We start from the raw sequence: 18,328 nt of genomic DNA, 5'->3' as shown, positions 1-18,328 counted from the left end.
GGCTTTGTACACTTGACATTTGCGGGAAAGAAAGTAAAATGTTTTACTAAAATGAACGGCAAGCTGAATAATGGAGGCAGATGCAATGGCGACAATTAAAGATATCGCACAGGAAGCGGGATTTTCGATCTCAACCGTTTCCCGTGTTTTAAATAACGATGAAAGCCTTTCTGTTCCTGATGAGACACGGGAGAAAATCTATGAAGCAGCGGAAAAGCTCAATTACCGCAAGAAAACAGTAAGGCCGCTGGTGAAACATATTGCTTTTTTATATTGGCTGACAGATAAAGAGGAGTTAGAAGATGTCTATTTTAAAACAATGAGATTAGAAGTAGAAAAACTGGCGAAAGCATTCAATGTCGACATGACAACGTATAAAATATCGGATGGAATCGAACGCATCCCTGAACATACCGAAGGGTTTATTGCCGTCGGCACATTTTCTGATCAAGAGCTGGCTTTCCTCAGAAATCTCACTGAAAACGGCGTGTTTATCGATTCAACGCCTGATCCCGATCATTTTGACTCAGTAAGGCCTGATTTAGCCCAAATGACAAGAAAAACGATAAACATGCTGAGCGAAAAGGGACATAAGAACATCGGTTTTATCGGCGGCACATACAAAAATCCAAACACCAATCAAGATGAAATGGACATCCGTGAACAAACCTTCAGATCCTATATGAAGGAAAAAGGCATGCTGGACGAGCGGTATATTTTCTGTCATCGCGGGTTCTCTGTAGAAAACGGCTACCGCCTGATGACAGCAGCAATTGACACATTAGGCAATCAGCTCCCGACCGCTTTTATGATCGCGGCGGACCCGATTGCAGTAGGCTGTCTGCAAGCCCTGAACGAAAATGGTATTGCCATACCGAACAGGGTCAGCGTTGTTAGCATCAACAACATCAGCTTCGCAAAGTATGTCTCGCCCCCTTTGACAACATTTCACATTGATATATATGAATTATGTAAAAATGCTGTTCAGTTGCTGCTTGAACAAGTGCAGGACAAGAGAAGAACGGTAAAAACATTGTATATTGGCGGGGAATTGATCGTCAGAAAGAGTATGAATTGAGAATGGCTTAGGAGACTAAGCCATTTTTTGTTTAAGTAAAAAAATTTACTGTTAGAAGTAAATAGTTTGTTTACACATTTTCTCAGTCGTGCTATATTATTTTAAAAGCGCTTTCATTTATGCCGAAAGGGTGACAATCGATGAAAATGATAAAAAAGTGTACCGTATTCATGCTATGCGCGGCTGTCAGTTTATCTTTGGCGGCCTGCGGCCCAAAGGAAAGCAGCAGTGCCAAATCAAGTTCAAAAGGATCAGAGCTTGTCGTATGGGAGGATAAAGAAAAAAGCATCGGCATCAAAGACGCTGTTGCTGCATTTGAAAAAGAGCATGATATAAAGGTTAAAGTCGTGGAAAAACCGTATGCCCAGCAGATTGAAGATTTGCGAATGGACGGACCGGCCGGTACAGGTCCTGACGTGCTAACAATGCCCGGTGACCAAATCGGAACAGCTGTCACGGAGGGATTACTCAAGGAATTACATGTCAAAAAGGACGTTCAATCGCTTTATACTGACGCCTCTATTCAGTCTCAAATGGTAGACAAAAAGCTTTATGGTCTGCCTAAAGCAGTGGAAACGACAGTGCTTTTTTACAACAAAGATCTCATCTCAGAGAAGGAATTGCCGCAAACACTGGAAGAGTGGTACGACTATTCTAAAAAGACAGCTGACGGAAGAAAGTTTGGATTTTTAGCCCTGTTCGATCAAATTTATTACGCGGAAAGTGTGATGAGCGGATATGGCGGATACATTTTCGGAAAGGATCAAGACGGCAGCTATAACCCGTCTGACATCGGGATCAATCATGAAGGCGCTGTCAAAGGTGCGGCGCTGATTCAAAAGTTTTATAAAGAGGGTTTATTCCCGGCAGGCATTATTGGAGAGCAAGGGATTAATGTGCTGGAATCGCTGTTCACTGAAGGAAAAGCCGCCGCGATTATCTCAGGCCCGTGGAATGTAGAAGCTTTTTCGAAGGCAGGAATCAATTTTGGCATAACGAAGCTGCCGAAGCTGGACAATGGGAAAAACATGAGTTCCTTTATCGGCGTCAAAAGCTACAACGTCAGTGCATTTTCAAAGAATGCGGAGCTGGCGCAAGAATTAGCTGTTTATTTGGCAAACGAAAAAAATTCTAAAACACGATATGAACAAACGAAAGAAGTCCCTGCTGTGAAATCCTTAGCCAATGATCCGGCAATTATGAAAAGCGAGGCGGCACGGACGGTTACTGAACAATCCCGCTACTCAGAGCTGACGCCAAATATCCCGGAAATGAATGAAATATGGACGCCGGCTGATTCAGCATTACAAACAATTGCAACCGGAAAAGCGGACCCAAAACAAGCATTGGATCAAGCTGCTGAAACGGCCAAAGGACAAATCAAGGCAAAGCACAGCGGAAAATAAAGAGAAACCTAGATTTGTATTGTAAGAGAGGTGAAAACGGTGCAGCATCGTCAAATCGCTTTGTTGCTGTCAATTATTCCGGGGCTGGGGCAATTTTATAACAAGCAATGGATCAAAGGTTTTGTCTTTCTTCTCTTAGGCGCATCGTTTTTTGCAGTCTTTGGAGATCTGCTTAATATGGGGTTTTGGGGAATCTTTACGTTGGGAACAGAGGTGCCGCGGGATAATTCCGTGTTTCTGCTGGCAGAAGGGATTATCGCTGTGATTGTGACCTGCTTTGGCCTTGCGGTGTATTATGTGAATCTTCGCGATGCGTTTCAAAGCGGAAAACAGCGTGATGAAAACAAGCCATTAAGTTCCTTAAAGGAACAATACCAGCATATCATTTCTGAGGGCTATCCTTATGTCGTCAGCGGCCCATCTTTGTTTATTTTAATTTTCGCCGTGATATTCCCTATCTTATTCAGCTTTGCATTAGCCTTCACAAACTATGATTTGTATCATTCTCCTCCTGCAAAATTAATCGATTGGGTCGGTTTTCAAACCTTCTCAAATATCTTCACAGTTGATATATGGAGGTCGACTTTTTTTGATGTGCTGGCTTGGACGGTGGTTTGGACACTTGCTGCATCCACACTGCAAGTCAGCCTTGGGATTTTTCTCGCGATCATCGTCAATCAGAAAGACATTCGTTTTAAACGCTTTTTCCGGACGATTCTGATTTTGCCATGGGCCGTTCCCGGATTTGTAACGATTTTAATTTTTGCAGGGCTGTTTAATGACAGCTTCGGCGCGATGAATCACGACATCTTGGCTTTCTTCGGGATAGATCCGCTTCCGTGGATGACAGATGCCAATTGGTCGAGGCTTGCGCTGATTCTCATGCAGGGCTGGCTCGGGTTTCCATACATCTTTCTCGTCTCAACAGGCGTATTGCAATCCATACCGGACGATCTGTATGAAGCGGCAACGATTGATGGCGCTTCTGTCTTATCAAAGCTGAGGTACATTACGCTTCCGATGGTGTTCATTGCTATGGCTCCGATTATCATTACCCAGTTTACGTTTAATTTTAATAACTTTAATATTATCTATCTATTTAATGGCGGAGGTCCGGCTGTAACCGGATCAACAGCCGGCGGGACAGATATTCTCGTTTCATGGATTTATAAATTGACAATGCAGTCCAGCCAATATTCACTTGCCGCTGCTTTAACAATTCTATTATCTGTGTTTGTCATTTCCATCGCATTGTGGCAGTTCAGACGGACAAAGTCTTTTAAAGAGGAGGCATGAGGCATGCTGGCAGATATGAAGGTCAGAAAATATATCCGTCTCCTTTTCTCTTACTTGCTGTTAGCCTGTATGGCAGTCATCATTGTGTATCCTCTCCTTTGGACAGCAGGCGCAAGCTTTAACCCCGGCAACAGCTTGGTCAGTACATCCATCATTCCGAAGCATCCGACTCTCGACCATTACAAGGAATTATTTGCGGGCAAAGAAAGCCTTCAATATGTGCAGTGGTATATCAACTCAATGAAGATCAGCCTGTTTACGATGGCAGGGTCTTTGATCTGTGTGACATTTACCGCCTATGCGTTTTCGCGGTTTCGATTTAAAGGGAGGAAATACGCTTTAACTCTCTTTTTATTGCTGCAAATGATTCCCCAGTTTTCAGCGTTAATTGCCCTGTTTGTATTGGCGCAAATCTTGGGGATGATCAATAGCCACTGGCTGTTAATCTTGCTTTATATCGGCGGCCTGATCCCGATGAATACGTATTTGATGAAAGGATACATGGATTCCATTCCGATGGATTTAGATGAAAGCGCCAAGATTGATGGAGCCAGCAGCACAAGAATCTTCTTCCAGATCATTCTGCCTCTATCAAAACCGATGGCGGCAGTGGTCGCCATGAACGGTTTTACCGGCCCGCTCGGAGATTTTGTGCTGTCCTCAACCATATTGAGAACGCCTGAATCCTATACATTGCCCGTCGGTCTATTCAATTTAGTAAATGATGTCATGGGGGCCAGCTATACGACATTTGCAGCCGGAGCTCTCCTCATCAGCATACCGGTTGCTGTCATCTTTATCATGCTGCAAAAGAATTTTGTGTCCGGTTTAACCGCAGGGGGAACGAAAGGCTAAGAGAATAAGGAGGAGAATGTGATGTCAAAGCTTGAAAAAACGCTCGTAACAGAAGCAAAATTTATGCTCCACGGAGGAGACTACAATCCCGATCAGTGGCTCGATCGGCCCGATATTTTAGCCGATGATATCAAGCTGATGAAGCTTTCTCATACGAATACGTTTTCTGTCGGCATTTTTGCATGGAGCGCACTTGAGCCGGAGGAGGGCGTATATCAATTTGAATGGCTGGATGATATTTTTGAACAGATTCACAGCATAGGCGGCAGAGTCATCTTAGCAACGCCAAGCGGGGCGCGTCCTGCCTGGCTTTCGCAAACCTATCCTGAGGTTTTGCGTGTCAATGCCTCCCGTGTCAAACAGCTGCACGGCGGAAGGCACAACCACTGCCTCACATCTAAAGTCTACCGAGAAAAAACACGTCACATCAACCGCTTATTAGCAGAACGATACGGCAATCACCCGGCGCTGTTATTGTGGCATATTTCAAACGAATACGGGGGAGATTGCCACTGTGATCTATGCCAGCATGCCTTCAGGGAGTGGCTGAAATCGAAATATGACAACAGCCTCAAGGCGCTGAACCATGCATGGTGGACTCATTTTTGGAGCCACACATTCAATGATTGGTCACAAATTGAAAGCCCTTCGCCGATCGGTGAAAATGGCTTGCACGGCTTGAACTTAGACTGGCGCCGGTTCGTCACAGATCAGACGATTTCGTTTTATGAAAACGAAATCGTTCCGCTGAAGGAATTGACGCCTGATATTCCGATCACAACGAACTTTATGGCAGACACGCCGGATTTGATTCCGTATCAGGGCCTCGACTACAGCAAATTTGCGAAGCATGTCGATGTGATTAGCTGGGACGCTTATCCAGTCTGGCACAATGACTGGGAAAGCACAGCCGATTTGGCGATGAAGGTGGGCTTCATCAATGACCTATACCGGAGCTTGAAGCAGCAGCCTTTCTTATTAATGGAATGTACGCCAAGCGCAGTCAATTGGCATCACGTCAACAAAGCAAAGCGCCCGGGCATGAATCTGCTGTCGTCCATGCAAATGATTGCCCACGGCTCGGACAGCGTTCTCTATTTCCAATACCGGAAATCACGCGGATCATCAGAAAAGTTGCACGGGGCGGTTGTGGATCATGACAATAGCCCGAAGAACCGCGTCTTTCAAGAAGTGGCCAAAGTCGGCGAGACACTGGAACGGCTGTCCGAGGTTGTCGGGACGAAGCGTCCGGCTGAAACCGCTATTTTATATGACTGGGAAAATCACTGGGCGCTCGAGGATGCTCAGGGATTTGCGAAGGCGACAAAACGTTATCCGCAAACGCTTCAGCAGCATTACCGCACGTTCTGGGAGCATGATATCCCTGTTGACGTCATTACGAAAGAACAAGATTTTTCACCATACAAACTGCTGATCGTCCCGATGCTGTATTTAATCAGCGAGGACACTATTTCCCGTTTAAAAGCGTTTACGGCTGATGGCGGCACTTTAGTTATGACGTATATCAGCGGGATTGTAAATGAGCATGACTTAACGTACACAGGCGGATGGCATCCGGATTTGCAGGCTATTTTCGGGATTGAGCCTCTTGAAACTGACACGCTGTATCCGAAGGATCGAAATGCTGTCAGCTACCGCAGCCAAACCTATGAAATGAAGGATTATGCAACGGTGATCAATGTAAAGACCGCTTCAGCAGAAGCGGTGTATCAAGAAGATTTTTATGCGCGTACGCCAGCAGTGACAAGCCATCAATACCAGCAGGGCAAGGCGTATTTTATCGGTGCGCGTTTGGAAGATCAATTTCATCGTGATTTCTATGAAGGGCTGATTACAGATCTGTCTCTTTCTCCTGTTTTTCCGGTTCTGCACGGAAAAGGCGTGTCCGTACAAGCGAGGCAGGATCAGGACAATGATTATATATTTGTCATGAATTTTACGGAAGAAAAGCAGCTGGTCACGTTTGACCAGAGTGTGAAGGATATGATGACAGGAGACATATTGTCAGGCGACCTGACGATGGAAAAGTATGAAGTGAGAATTGTTGTAAACACACATTAGGCTGTTGCTCCGCTCGGTATGGGCGGATTCTTTTTTCTACGGAATGAAGACGCTTACTAAATCGGGGGATGAAATCATGAAAAGCAAAGTGAAAATGTTCTTTGTGGCTGCCATCGTGTGGAGTGCATGTAGTTCATCAGGATATGCTGCGGCCATTGAGGCAGAGAAACATGTGCCAGAGCTTCGGACAAATGACCTTTTCGTTAAAAAGGTAGCGGGCATGAACAAGAACTTTATCAAAGGAGTAGATGTGTCCAGCATTATTGCTTTGGAAAACAGCGGTGTCACCTTTTACGATACAAGCGGGAAACGCCAGGACATTTTTACAACTTTAAAGCAGGCTGGAGTCAACTATGTTCGCGTCCGCATCTGGAATCACCCATATGATTCAAGTGGCAATGGGTATGGCGGGGGAAACAATGATGTTCAAAAAGCCATCGTTATCGGAAAAAGAGCGACAGCGAACGGAATGAAGGTGCTGGCTGATTTTCATTATTCTGATTTCTGGGCTGATCCTGGGAAACAGAAGGTGCCCAAAGCTTGGGCCAATCTCAGCTTTGAAGCTAAAAAAGCAAAGCTCTATGAATATACGAAGCAAAGCCTTCAAAAGATGATCAAGGAAGGCGTAGACATCGGCATGGTTCAGGTCGGAAATGAAACCACAGGGGCTTTTGCCGGCGAAACGGATTGGGCGAAGATGAGCCAATTGTTTAATGAAGGAAGCCGAGCGGTCAGGGAAACAGACCGCAGCATCTTGGTCGCCCTGCATTTTACCAATCCTGAAACAACTGGAAGGTATTCATTTATTGCGGAAACCCTCAGCAAAAACAAAGTGGATTATGATGTATTTGCGAGTTCCTATTATCCTTTCTGGCACGGCACATTACAAAATTTGACCTCCGTACTGAAGGCAGTCGCTGATACGTACGGCAAAAAAGTCATGGTGGCAGAAACGTCATACACCTATACCGCTGAGGATGGCGACGGGCATGAAAATACAGCGCCTAAAAGCGGGCAGACGCTGCCATACCCGATTTCCGTTCAAGGCCAGGCAGATGCGGTAAGAGATGTGATGGAAGCCGTAGCAAATACGGGTACGGCAGGACTTGGCGTTTTCTATTGGGAGCCGGCGTGGATTCCAGTCGGGCCGAAAACGCAGATAGAGAAAAACAAACTGTTATGGGAAACATACGGTTCAGGGTGGGCCTCCAGCTATGCTGCTGAATATGACCCTGAAGATGCCGGAAAGTGGTTTGGGGGAAGTGCTGTAGATAACCAAGCTTTGTTTGATTTTACCGGACACCCGTTGCCTTCCTTGCAGGTATTTCGATATGCAGAGACAGGCCATAACCTGAAGAAACGCTGAAAGAGAAAATCCATGAGATGCAACAAATCATTGTTATGTCTCATGGATCATTTTAGGTCAATTAATATAAAACATTCATCATCACTTTGATGCTGGGCTTCCTTATGTTGATCAAGTGATGTAAGGATGTTTTCTTTCAGGTCAGCAATAGGCAAATCGGGATGAGCCTTTAATAAATCAAATAAATAACATGAAGCCGTAGGATCCATCACACCATCTGTATAAAGAAGAAGCCTTCCGCCCTTCGTGTATGGAAGGCTCTTTGACTGGAACACCGCGTCTTCAAACATCCCGATCGGAGGTGAGGTTGCTTGCAGCAGATGTTGAGTTCCATCGGCGTCCTGCCATAATGCGGGAGGATGCCCTGCGTTGACATAATCAATTTTTTGCCGCGCAGTATCAACGACGAGATAAATGGCAGTACAATAATGTCTGGCTTCCTCATCATTTTGAAACAAGCTATGAAGGTGGCGGTCTAATTCCTTCATGACTTTGACAGGACCGAGGCCTTGCGTGATCTGGCGCTGAAACAAAGGATGAAGTGACATTGTAATCAGAGCGGATGAAATCCCGTGCCCCATCACATCAAGGATAATAATGCCGTAACGATGTTCATCGATTTGATAAAATCCGTAAAGATCACCCGATAAGTCACTGGATGCTTTGTAATAAGAATCAATCTGAATTTGACCGTTTACAATCGGCTCAGTTAACGAGTTTTCCTGAATTCTTCTGGCGAGCTCAAGCTCTCTTTTGGTGTTTAATTTAAATTGCTGATTTTGCTTGTTGCTCTCAAGGAGTTCTTCTTGTTTTGCCTTCAGCGTCTCCAACGCAATCTCTAACTCCGCATTGGCTTTCTGTTTGGCATGCAAAGCTTCCTGGGCCGCGTTTTTGGCCATCAACAGTTCATTTTCATATTCATTTCGCTTCCGCATTGGAATCAGAACACACTCGGTAATAGAATCTCCGCGATCTGCTCTTACCACGGCATTGACAAGGACGGGAATGTCTTCTCCATCTCTTGTTTTTAGGGAAATGTACATTTCTTCAATGTGCTTCTCCAGTTTCAGAAGCGGAACAAAATAGAGCTGGTAGAAAAGCTGTGCGGAAACAGTCAAGATTGTATCCATATGCTGGCCGATTACCTGTTCCTGATCGTATTTTAGAATGTTGAGCAGAGTACGGTTGACCGCTATTATTGAACCCTCTTCTGACAAAGTGAGGAAACCGCATGGTGCATTATTCAATTGTTTGTCCATTCAGAGGGTCACCTCAATCCCTTTCGTTCCTATATTACACGTGTACTTTCAAATAATCGCTGATCAGCTGTATTGTTTCCTCCGGATGGCTCATGTGGGGGCAATGACCGCGAGCCTCCATTTGTTTTAGCCTGCTATAAGGCAGATGTTTATGCATATACTCACCTACTGTTGCAGGGGCAATGATATCATCTGCGCATTGGAGAATAAAAGAGGGAACCGTTACCTTCGAAAGATCTTCCCGATGATCAGAAAAAAATGCGGCTTTTGCGAATTGACGGGCAATCACAGGGTCAGTCGAACAAAAACGGCTTTCGAGTTCTTCCCTGACTTCAGGGCGATCTGGCTGATTCAGAACAGTAGCCGCAAATACAGTTGCCCAGCCTATGTAATTTTTCTCCATCATCTCCAGCAAGCCAAGGAGCTGCTCCTCCTCAAAACCTCCGTAATACTCAGGCGGATCATTCAAATAGCATGGGGAAGGGCCTACCATGACCAGGTGGGAAAACAGCGCCGGACGGCGGATGGAAGCGAGCATCCCAATCACAGCTCCGACAGAGTGACCTACAAATACGGTTTCTTCCAGTTCTAAAGCTTCACAAACATCAAGAACATCTTGGGCATAGCCGTCAAGTGTTCCGTAACGATTCGGATCATATGCGCGTAAATCCGAATTCCCGGAACCGACGTAATCAAATAAAATAACCCGATACTCTTCTTCGAAGGCTGGCGCGACGGCATTCCACACACTTTGATCGCAGCCAAAACCAGGAGCGAAAATGATAGATGCTTTGCCGCTACCACTCACCTTCACATCATTTCGAGACAAAATCGCTTTGTTCATGATTGGCTCCTTTCAGCCGGAAAATAAAGTTCAATATGTATATCATACCACTCATAGGTTGCAATAGTGTGTTTTTCAATAAAAGTTAGTTTAAAAGAAAAAGGCGGCATAGGCAAGCTAGTTGAATTAGAAGATGTAGAGAGGATGGATTGTCTAGAACTCTGCGGTTAGAAAGAATATGACATATGTCACTTTGATATCATGACACCCCATACTAACGTCATCTTCTCCGTCATTTTACAATCAATGTAAGCGATCAGGAGGTGCTCATGTGATGAATGAGGCAGTATCAGTAAGCAATGTGACAAAACATTTTCAGCAAAAAACAGCTGTACACAACATCAGCTTCAGCATTGAAAAAGGAGAAATTGCAGCTATTCTCGGGCCGAATGGGGCAGGGAAGACGACTGTCATCTCTATGATATTAGGATTGCTGAAACCAAGTGAGGGAGATATCAAACTATTTAATCGGGTTCCCGATGATCAACAGGTGCGGGAAAAGATGGGGGCGATGCTTCAGGACGTGAGTGTCATGCCGGGTTTAAAGGTGATTGAAATCCTCGAGCTCTTTCAAAGCTATTATCCGCATCCATTGTCTATGAAAGAACTCGTTGCGTTAACAGCACTCACAAAAGAAGATTTGAAAACAAGAGCAGAAAAATTATCCGGCGGACAAAAACGCCGTTTGAACTTTGCTTTGGCTCTTGCCGGGAACCCGGAGCTGCTTATATTCGATGAACCGACCGTCGGAATGGACACATCATCAAGACATCGGTTCTGGCAGACCATTCATGGACTGGCGGACCAAGGAAAAACAATTATTTTTTCAACTCATTATTTACAGGAAGCAGATGATGCCGCACAGCGAATCCTATTTTTTGCTGAAGGGCGGCTTGTGGCAGACGGCTCACCAATGCAGCTCCGCTCTAGAATTCAAAAACAGTCTGTTTCCTTTACGCTCCATTCAGATGAATCATTGGAAAAGCTGTCTCGACACCCGGAAGTAGAGCGAGTGATCCAAAAGCATCAAAGAACCATCATCCAAACATCAAGTACAGACAAAGTGTTAGCACTGATCTTTCAAGAAAACATACAGGCGCGCGATATCCGGATTGAGCAAGGAACGCTCGATGAGGCATTTCGCCAACTGGCTGACGGAAACAGGGAGGGAATGTGAGTGAACATGCTGCAGAAGCAAAGCATCGCTGAAATAAAAAGGGTTCTTAGGAATAAGTACTTTGTGCTTTGGTCGCTGATCATGCCGATTGCTTTTTATTATCTATTTACAAATGTAGTCAATACCAACGTTCCTGACCAGCGTGCATGGGACGCTCATTACTTAATGTCGATGACAGTCTTCAGCGTGATGGGCTCCTCTATCATGACGCTTGGCATCCGTATGGTTCAAGAACGGTCACAAGGCTGGACTTCCTTTCTCCGCATTACGCCTCTTCCGGGTTATATCTATTTATCAGCTCAGATGATCGGCCAAAGTGTCATTCACGTTTTATCGATTGCCGTCATTTTTCTGTTCGGCGCAATCATCAATGACATTGCCTTGCCGCCGTTTGAATGGATCATGAGCGGACTGTGGATTTTGTTTGGCGCATTCCCGTTTTTAGCATTAGGCACACTAATCGGTCTCATGAGAAAGGTAGAAACAGCGGCCGGAATCAGTAATGTGCTTTACATGCTGCTGGCTTTAGGCGGCGGCATGTGGATGCCGTTTGAGGTCATGCCTGACATGATGCAGAACATTGGCCGGTGGCTTCCGTCTTATCATTTCGGGAGCGGAGCGTGGGAACTTGTCCAAGGCGGGAGCCCGTCCGGGAAACATATTCTAATATTAATCGCTTATTTGATGTTCTTCATGCTACTATTTAAGTATATGAGAAGAAAACAAGAAGCGGTGTAATACATGAAAAAGGCAATAGCAATCTTCCCGAAGGAATTCGGGTTTTTCCCTTATATCTTTCTGGTGTACACGGTTATGCCGTTCCTATCTTTATTGAAAGAATCAGGCATCAAACAGGTGATTGGCTATGGCATGCTGCTTCTTTTTGTTGCGGCATATCGCCAGCTGTTTTGCAGCGTGGGCAAAATCTCATTTACGTATTGGCTTATCGTGCAAATGGCAGTGATTTTGGTATACAGTCTGTTTTACCATATTACCTATATCTATTTAGGTTTTTTTCCGGCAAACTTTGTTGGTTATTACAAAGAGAAAACAAAGTTTAACCGTGCGTTCTGCGGTTTACTCTTTATGCTGCTTTTTCCCTGTTTTTATCAATTTTTCGCGAACTCAGTCTCGCTCCGAGAGCTTTTTTCTGTTCTCCCGTTTCTCGTCATCATGCTCATTTCTCCATTCGGAATTCGTTCAATGTTTCGGAGAATTGAGCTTGAAACGAAGCTTGACCAAGCAAATGAACAGATAAAGGAACTCTCCAAAAGGCAGGAGCGCGTGCGAATCGCCCGTGATCTTCACGATACCCTCGGCCATACCCTGTCGCTCCTTACATTAAAAAGCCAGCTGATTCAGCGGCTGGCAACATCTGATTCAGATCGGACCCGGCTTGAGGCAAAAGAAATGGAAATAAGCTCTCGAGCCGCACTCAAGCAAGTTCGTGAGCTTGTTTCTGACATGAGAACGGTCACAATGACAGAGGAGCTCGCCAACATCCAGCACATATTAAAAACAGGGAACATTACCTTTCAATACGAAGGGGACGAAGACTTTTCAGCAATATCTCCCGTTACTCAAAATATTATCAGTATGTGTATGCGGGAAGCCGTGACCAATATCATCAAGCACAGCAAAGCAACCCACTGCGCCATCACCATTTCACAGTTTGCTGACAAAATGAAAGTTGTGATACGGGATGACGGAAAGGGAGCAAAGGAGAAAACGTTTGGAAATGGGCTGAGCGGAATGGAAGAACGGCTGATGCTCATTGAAGGGGGATTAACGCTTTCAGATCATAACGGAACGGTTGTGACATTGACGATTCCGCTGATTAAAAAAGCCGAATGATAGGAGGACGAAAAGAATGATTCGTCTGTTTATTGCTGAGGACCAGCGAATGCTGTTGGGCGCTTTAGGATCTCTGCTTGATTTAGAAGAGGATATGACAGTCATCGGACAAGCACTAAATGGGGAAGAGGCGTTACAAGCTGTATTGAAGTTGGAGCCGGATGTATGCATTATGGACATTGAAATGCCGGTTCGAAGCGGACTGGATGTAGCAGAGGAATTGGTGCAAAAAGGCTGCGGCAGCAAGGTCATTATTTTAACCACCTTTGCCCGCCCCGGCTATTTTGAACGCGCCGTTAAAGCAGGCGTACATGGCTATCTGCTGAAAGACGGAGAAATTGACGACCTGGCCGATGCCATCCGAAAGTGTGTAAAGGGAAAAAGGGTGTTCAGCCCCGAGCTGACATTTAATATGATGCGAGACGAAAATCCGCTAACCGTTAGAGAGCAAGAAATTCTGAGGCTTGCGGCTTTAGGCAAAACAACAAAAGACATTACGCTGGAGCTCTATTTATCTCAAGGCACAGTCCGAAACTATATATCAGAAATCATCCAAAAGCTTCATGCGAAAAATCGGACAGAAGCCGCCAGCATTGCTGAGGAAAAAGGCTGGATCTAACCATAAACTTTTCACTATTTACTGCACTCTGGAAGATCAGGAGTGTTTTTTATATGCCTGCAAATGAAAATATCCCCAGAAAACCCTTTCCTTCTATTGTCAGAATAGTGTACGATATTGATATAGTTATTTTAACTCAGGTCATCTGATGACCAGATCATATATTGGGGATGAGAGAGGGGTTCATCATGAAAGTCTCACTTTTTGTCACTTGTCTTGTTGATATGTTTCAAACAAACGTCGGAAAAGCAACGGTTCAGCTGCTGGAGCGGCTTGGATGTGAGGTTGATTTTCCGGAGGGGCAGATCTGCTGCGGGCAGCCGGCTTACAACAGCGGCTATGTAAATGACGCCAAAAAAGCAATGAAACGGATGATTGAAACGTTTCAGGATTCCGAATATGTTGTCAGTCCTTCCGGCTCTTGCACGACGATGTTCCGGGAGTATCCGCATCTGTTTCAGGATGATCCGAAATGGGCTGACAAAGCGCAAAAGCTTGCGGATAAAACGTATGAACTGACGGATTTTATCGTAAACGTCCTTGGGGTAGAGGATGTCGGCGCGACCCTTCATACAAAAGCGACTTTACATACGTCGTGCCATATGACAAGGCTGCTTGGGGTTCGGGAGGAGCCGATGAAGCTTCTGAGCCATGTAAAGGGCCTGGAATTCACAGCGCTTCCGGGCAAACATAACTGCTGCGGATTCGGGGGAACGTTTTCCGTCAAAATGGCGCAGATCTCTGAGCAGATGGTCGATGAAAAAGTCGCATGTGTCGAAGAAACAGGAGCAGAGGTGCTGATCGGTGCTGACTGCGGCTGTTTGATGAATATCGGGGGACGGCTTGACAGAAAAGACAAGAATGTCAAAGTGATGCACATCGCCGAAGTGCTCAACAGCAGATAAAACTGGATTCAGAGGGGGAAAGGATCATGGCGATGAAAATCGGTACTGACGCTTTTAAAGAGCGGGTATCACAGGGGATAGATAATGAGTTTATGAGAGGCGCTGTTTCAGGTGCGCAGGAACGTCTCCGGACACGGCGCCTTGAAGCAGCCGAAGAGCTGGGAAACTGGGAAGAGTGGCGCTCGCTGTCAGAGGAAATCAGGCAGCATGTCCTTGAAAACCTCGATTTCTATCTCGGCCAGCTTGCTGAAAATGTAACGAAAAGAGGCGGGCATGTTTATTTCGCGGAAACATCGGAAGAGGCATCTTCTTATATTCGCGACGTCATTCAAAAGAAGAACGGGAAGAAAATCGTGAAATCAAAATCAATGGTCACAGAGGAAATCAATCTGAACGAGGTGCTGGAGAAGGAAGGCTGTGAAGTCATCGAAACCGACCTCGGCGAGTATATTTTACAGATTGATGATCATGATCCGCCATCACATATCGTAGCGCCCGCCCTTCATAAAAATAAAGAGCAGATACGCGATGTGTTTAAAGAAAGGCTGGACTATCAACATACAGAAAAACCGGAAGAGCTTGTCATGCATGCGCGCGCCATTCTCCGTGAAAAATTTCTGGAAGCGGATATCGGCATTACCGGCTGTAACTTCGCCATCGCTGACACGGGGTCTGTCAGCCTTGTAACCAATGAAGGAAACGGACGGCTTGTGAGCACCTTGCCGAAAACGCAAATCACCGTGATGGGAATGGAGCGGATTGTTCCATCATTTTCTGAATTTGAAGTCCTTGTCAGCATGCTGACAAGAAGCGCTGTCGGACAGCGGCTGACGAGCTATATTACGGCTTTGACAGGCCCGAAGCTGGAAGGGGAAGTGGACGGGCCGGAGGAATTCCATCTGGTCATTGTTGACAATGGCCGGTCCAATATTCTCGGTACGGAATTTCAGTCTGTGCTGCAATGTATTCGCTGTGCTGCCTGTATCAATGTCTGTCCTGTGTACCGCCATGTCGGCGGACACTCATACGGCTCAATTTATTCGGGGCCGATCGGAGCGGTTTTATCGCCGCTGCTCGGCGGTTATGACGATTATAAGGAGCTGCCGTACGCGTCCACATTGTGCGCGGCTTGCTCAGAAGCCTGCCCTGTCAAAATTCCGCTTCATGAGCTGCTTCTCAAGCATCGCCAGAACATCGTCGAAAAAGAAGGCAGAGCGCCGATCAGTGAAAAGCTTGCGATGAAAGCGTTCGGACTTGGCGCGTCCTCTTTGTCGCTTTATAAAGTGGGATCAAAATGGGCGCCAGCCGCCATGACACCTTTTACAGAAGATGAAAAAATTTCGAAAGGGCCTGGCCCGCTCAAAAACTGGACCCAGATCCGCGATTTCCCGGCTCCGCACAAATCAAGGTTTAGAGACTGGTTTACAGACAGAGAATCACGTGAACACACGAAGGAGGAGCAGTGATGATGAAGGGAACCGTTCAGAATCAAGAGAGCTTTCTAAACCGGATCGCTTCTCGCCTGGGCCGTGAAAGAAGAACAGGAGGCGTGGCAGTCCCTGAGTGGACGCATCAGCCGCAATATAAAACACTTGAGGGATATTCAGTCGATGACTTAGTCACAGTGCTCAAAAACCATTGTGTCAAAATCCATACAGAGCTGATTGAAACCGATTCAACCGGCCTTTACGATGCTCTTCGCGAGCAGGTCAGCCGCTTTTCCGGAGGCCCTGTCATCATTCCGAAGGACCCCCGCTTTGAAGCATACGGATTAAAAAGCCTGCTCACCAAGGACTGGCCGAACGAAGGAACGCCGGTCTGGGAGTGGGATGCTGACAAAGGCGAAGAAAATATCAAAAAAGCGGAGCAAGCCAATGTAGGGATCACATTCAGTGAAATCACGCTGGCTGAGTCGGGAACGGTTGTCCTCTTTTCTTCAAAAGATATCGGCCGGTCTGTCAGCCTTCTGCCAACGACCTATATTGCGATTGTGCCCAAATCAAGTATCGTGCCTAGAATGACACAAGCCAGTGAAATCATCCGCCAAAACATTGCGGACGGCTTCACTGTTCCTTCATGCGTCAACTATATTACCGGACCGAGCAACTCAGCCGACATCGAAATGGATTTGGTCGTCGGGGTGCACGGACCTGTAAAAGCTGCATATATTCTCGTATCTGACCGCTGATCACAGGAAGCCCGGCTTATACAGCCGGGCTTTTTGCTTGAAAAACCTTCAACTTCCATTTTTTTGTCCGATGAGAAGAGTATGACTTGAAAAAAGGAGGAAATGCGATGAAAAAATGGCTGATCGCAGCTATTTCACTGGCGATTGCGATCGTTCTGTTTATGTATTCAAATGCAGAAGCAAAAGCGGCTGGCATAACATTGGGCTACACGACTGGGAATACGGCCTCATACAATTCTCTTGAGAAATATCATACATACATGAATTCCATCGCCACAGATACGTTTGCGTTTGAAAAAAACGGACACGTCATTGGCGAAGCCCCGGGCAGGCAGCTGACATATGCGAAAAAGAAAAAAATCAAGACATGGGCTGTCATTTCAAACTATAATGACGCCATTTACGATTTTGACGGAGATTTAGCGAGTCGAGTCATGAGTAATCAAACAGCGAAAAAACGATTCACAAACGAGCTAATAGCATTGGCCAAAAAGCACTCATACTACGGGATCAATATTGATTTTGAAGCTGTGAATCCAGAAGACCGATCCAAATATTCAAGCTTTATTCAATATGTTTCTCAGGCTCTAAAAAAGAAACAGATCAAAACAATGGTATCCATTCCAGCCAAAAGCGCCGATGATCAAAACGATGACTGGAGCTGGCCGTATGATTATGCGAAAATCGGTAAATATGCCGACTACGTACAGGTCATGACTTACGACGAACACGGCATATGGGGCGAGCCGGGATCAGTGGCAAGCACAAGCTGGATTAAAAGCTCTCTGCAGTTTTCAGTCAAAAAAATCAAAGCCAATAAAGTCATCATGGGCATTCCCGCGTACGGTTATGACTGGGATGTAAAAGACGGAAGCGGCAGCGCAGCGAGAGAATGGAATGAGCTAAAGTCCCTCATCAAGAAGCAGAAAGCAAAGCCGGCATTCAACAAAAAATCAGGTTCGATGACGTTTTCTTACGTTGACAAAAAGAAGCATAAACATGTCGTGTGGTATGAAAACGAAAAAACAATTCAAACGAAAAGCCATCTGGCAAAGCAATATAAAATAGCAGGCGTCTCAGTCTATGCATTAGGAAACGAGTCTGAATCCTTTTGGAAAGCCATTCAAAAAGGGACAAAATAACAGTTTCTTTTTTTTCTCTGAAGTTATTGACAGGGAAAAGAGAAGCACGTATATTATGTTAATATATTCAGATCATAAAATTTAAGTTTTTCAGAAAACTACAACACATAGAATGGGAGCAGTAAAAGAAAGTGATCAGAAAAGAGAGCTGCGGGGTGGTGCGACGCAGCCTGATTCTTCTTTGAACTCGCCCGGGAGTGGTAAGACGGAACGGAATAGATTGAATATTCCCTATGTTTTAACGGCTAACCTTCGTT

Annotated in this window: 16 protein-coding genes and 1 other annotated feature (1 of these 17 only partly in view); of the genes, 14 read left to right on the top strand and 2 right to left on the bottom strand. The window is 45.5% G+C overall.

Going from position 1 to position 18,328, the window contains the following annotated elements:
* Window positions 1-85 precede the first annotated feature (85 nt).
* From ganR to MOC09_RS11870, 6 genes are all read left to right on the top strand, one after another.
* Window positions 86-1,078 carry a galactan degradation operon transcriptional regulator GanR gene (ganR, locus tag MOC09_RS11895; RefSeq protein ID WP_268358118.1) on the top strand — a complete coding sequence of 331 codons (993 nt, stop codon included), beginning with the start codon at window positions 86-88 and terminating at the stop codon, window positions 1,076-1,078.
* A 140-nt stretch (window positions 1,079-1,218) separates the two neighbouring features.
* A complete protein-coding gene (gene ganS, locus MOC09_RS11890) occupies window positions 1,219-2,484 on the top strand; it encodes an arabinogalactan oligomer ABC transporter substrate-binding protein GanS (protein WP_268370604.1) in 1,266 nt (421 codons plus the stop codon).
* Window positions 2,485-2,523: 39 nt separating this feature from the next.
* Entirely contained in the window at window positions 2,524-3,780 is a 1,257-nt protein-coding gene (gene ganP / locus MOC09_RS11885) for an arabinogalactan oligomer ABC transporter permease GanP (RefSeq protein ID WP_268370602.1), read from the top strand.
* Between the two features lie 3 nt (window positions 3,781-3,783).
* Window positions 3,784-4,635: an arabinogalactan oligomer ABC transporter permease GanQ gene (gene ganQ / locus MOC09_RS11880; RefSeq protein ID WP_268358113.1), complete on the top strand. Its 852-nt coding sequence runs from the start codon at window positions 3,784-3,786 to the stop codon at window positions 4,633-4,635.
* Between the two features lie 18 nt (window positions 4,636-4,653).
* A complete protein-coding gene (gene ganA / locus MOC09_RS11875) occupies window positions 4,654-6,717 on the top strand; it encodes a beta-galactosidase GanA (RefSeq protein WP_268358111.1) in 2,064 nt (687 codons plus the stop codon).
* 76 nt (window positions 6,718-6,793) lie between these two features.
* The gene (locus tag MOC09_RS11870) at window positions 6,794-8,083 is read left to right on the top strand and encodes a glycoside hydrolase family 53 protein (RefSeq protein ID WP_268370600.1); all 1,290 of its coding nucleotides are present in this window, start codon (window positions 6,794-6,796) and stop codon (window positions 8,081-8,083) included.
* Between the two features lie 47 nt (window positions 8,084-8,130).
* Here MOC09_RS11870 and MOC09_RS11865 read toward each other — a convergent pair whose 3' ends face one another.
* Window positions 8,131-9,342 (bottom strand): SpoIIE family protein phosphatase, encoded by a 1,212-nt coding sequence (locus MOC09_RS11865; protein ID WP_268358109.1) that lies wholly within the window; start codon window positions 9,340-9,342, stop codon window positions 8,131-8,133.
* Window positions 9,343-9,376: 34 nt separating this feature from the next.
* Window positions 9,377-10,186, bottom strand: coding sequence for an alpha/beta fold hydrolase (locus MOC09_RS11860; RefSeq protein WP_268358108.1), 810 nt, complete (start codon window positions 10,184-10,186; stop codon window positions 9,377-9,379).
* A 271-nt stretch (window positions 10,187-10,457) separates the two neighbouring features.
* On the opposite strand from MOC09_RS11860, the gene MOC09_RS11855 reads away from it, so the two are divergent.
* The 8 genes from MOC09_RS11855 (at window position 10,458) to MOC09_RS11820 (ending at window position 18,071) form a co-directional block, all read left to right on the top strand.
* Window positions 10,458-11,363: an ABC transporter ATP-binding protein gene (locus MOC09_RS11855; RefSeq protein WP_268358107.1), complete on the top strand. Its 906-nt coding sequence runs from the start codon at window positions 10,458-10,460 to the stop codon at window positions 11,361-11,363.
* Window positions 11,364-12,101 (top strand): ABC transporter permease, encoded by a 738-nt coding sequence (locus MOC09_RS11850; protein ID WP_268358105.1) that lies wholly within the window; start codon window positions 11,364-11,366, stop codon window positions 12,099-12,101. It abuts the gene before it with no gap.
* A 3-nt stretch (window positions 12,102-12,104) separates the two neighbouring features.
* On the top strand, window positions 12,105-13,217 hold the full coding sequence (locus MOC09_RS11845) for a sensor histidine kinase (RefSeq protein WP_268370598.1): 1,113 nt from the start codon (window positions 12,105-12,107) through the stop codon (window positions 13,215-13,217).
* Between the two features lie 16 nt (window positions 13,218-13,233).
* Window positions 13,234-13,836, top strand: a complete 603-nt coding sequence (gene yvfU, locus MOC09_RS11840; protein WP_268370597.1) for a two-component system response regulator YvfU — start codon at window positions 13,234-13,236, stop codon at window positions 13,834-13,836.
* Window positions 13,837-14,024: 188 nt separating this feature from the next.
* Window positions 14,025-14,741 carry a lactate utilization iron-sulfur protein LutA gene (lutA, locus tag MOC09_RS11835; RefSeq protein WP_268358104.1) on the top strand — a complete coding sequence of 239 codons (717 nt, stop codon included), beginning with the start codon at window positions 14,025-14,027 and terminating at the stop codon, window positions 14,739-14,741.
* Between the two features lie 26 nt (window positions 14,742-14,767).
* Window positions 14,768-16,207 (top strand): lactate utilization iron-sulfur protein LutB, encoded by a 1,440-nt coding sequence (gene lutB, locus MOC09_RS11830; protein WP_268370595.1) that lies wholly within the window; start codon window positions 14,768-14,770, stop codon window positions 16,205-16,207.
* Window positions 16,207-16,929 (top strand): lactate utilization protein LutC, encoded by a 723-nt coding sequence (lutC, locus tag MOC09_RS11825; RefSeq protein ID WP_268358101.1) that lies wholly within the window; start codon window positions 16,207-16,209, stop codon window positions 16,927-16,929. The genes lutB and lutC overlap by 1 nt, the downstream gene beginning before the upstream one ends.
* A gap of 107 nt (window positions 16,930-17,036) precedes the next feature.
* Complete coding sequence (locus MOC09_RS11820; protein ID WP_268370593.1) at window positions 17,037-18,071, top strand: glycosyl hydrolase family 18 protein; 1,035 nt, start codon at window positions 17,037-17,039, stop codon at window positions 18,069-18,071.
* A gap of 99 nt (window positions 18,072-18,170) precedes the next feature.
* Window positions 18,171-18,328 (top strand) — a binding site (T-box leader); it runs 78 nt beyond the window's last position.

Source organism: Bacillus sp. N12A5, assembly GCF_026790125.1.
Classification (GTDB): domain Bacteria; phylum Bacillota; class Bacilli; order Bacillales; family Bacillaceae; genus Bacillus.
Note: the sequence above shows the minus strand (reverse complement) of the source record. Positions and strands in the feature narration are given on the sequence as shown.

What these genes read in the sequence shown, in the direction of transcription:
- ganR (WP_268358118.1), top strand. Translation starts at nt 86, where the DNA reads ATGGCGACAATTAAAGATATCGCACAGGAAGCGGGATTTTCGATCTCA.
- ganS (WP_268370604.1), top strand. Translation starts at nt 1,219, where the DNA reads ATGAAAATGATAAAAAAGTGTACCGTATTCATGCTATGCGCGGCTGTC.
- ganQ (WP_268358113.1), top strand. Translation starts at nt 3,784, where the DNA reads ATGCTGGCAGATATGAAGGTCAGAAAATATATCCGTCTCCTTTTCTCT.
- MOC09_RS11870 (WP_268370600.1), top strand. Translation starts at nt 6,794, where the DNA reads ATGAAAAGCAAAGTGAAAATGTTCTTTGTGGCTGCCATCGTGTGGAGT.
- MOC09_RS11865 (WP_268358109.1), bottom strand. Translation starts at nt 9,342, where the DNA reads ATGGACAAACAATTGAATAATGCACCATGCGGTTTCCTCACTTTGTCA.
- MOC09_RS11860 (WP_268358108.1), bottom strand. Translation starts at nt 10,186, where the DNA reads ATGAACAAAGCGATTTTGTCTCGAAATGATGTGAAGGTGAGTGGTAGC.
- MOC09_RS11845 (WP_268370598.1), top strand. Translation starts at nt 12,105, where the DNA reads ATGAAAAAGGCAATAGCAATCTTCCCGAAGGAATTCGGGTTTTTCCCT.
- yvfU (WP_268370597.1), top strand. Translation starts at nt 13,234, where the DNA reads ATGATTCGTCTGTTTATTGCTGAGGACCAGCGAATGCTGTTGGGCGCT.
- lutA (WP_268358104.1), top strand. Translation starts at nt 14,025, where the DNA reads ATGAAAGTCTCACTTTTTGTCACTTGTCTTGTTGATATGTTTCAAACA.
- lutB (WP_268370595.1), top strand. Translation starts at nt 14,768, where the DNA reads ATGGCGATGAAAATCGGTACTGACGCTTTTAAAGAGCGGGTATCACAG.
- lutC (WP_268358101.1), top strand. Translation starts at nt 16,207, where the DNA reads ATGATGAAGGGAACCGTTCAGAATCAAGAGAGCTTTCTAAACCGGATC.
- MOC09_RS11820 (WP_268370593.1), top strand. Translation starts at nt 17,037, where the DNA reads ATGAAAAAATGGCTGATCGCAGCTATTTCACTGGCGATTGCGATCGTT.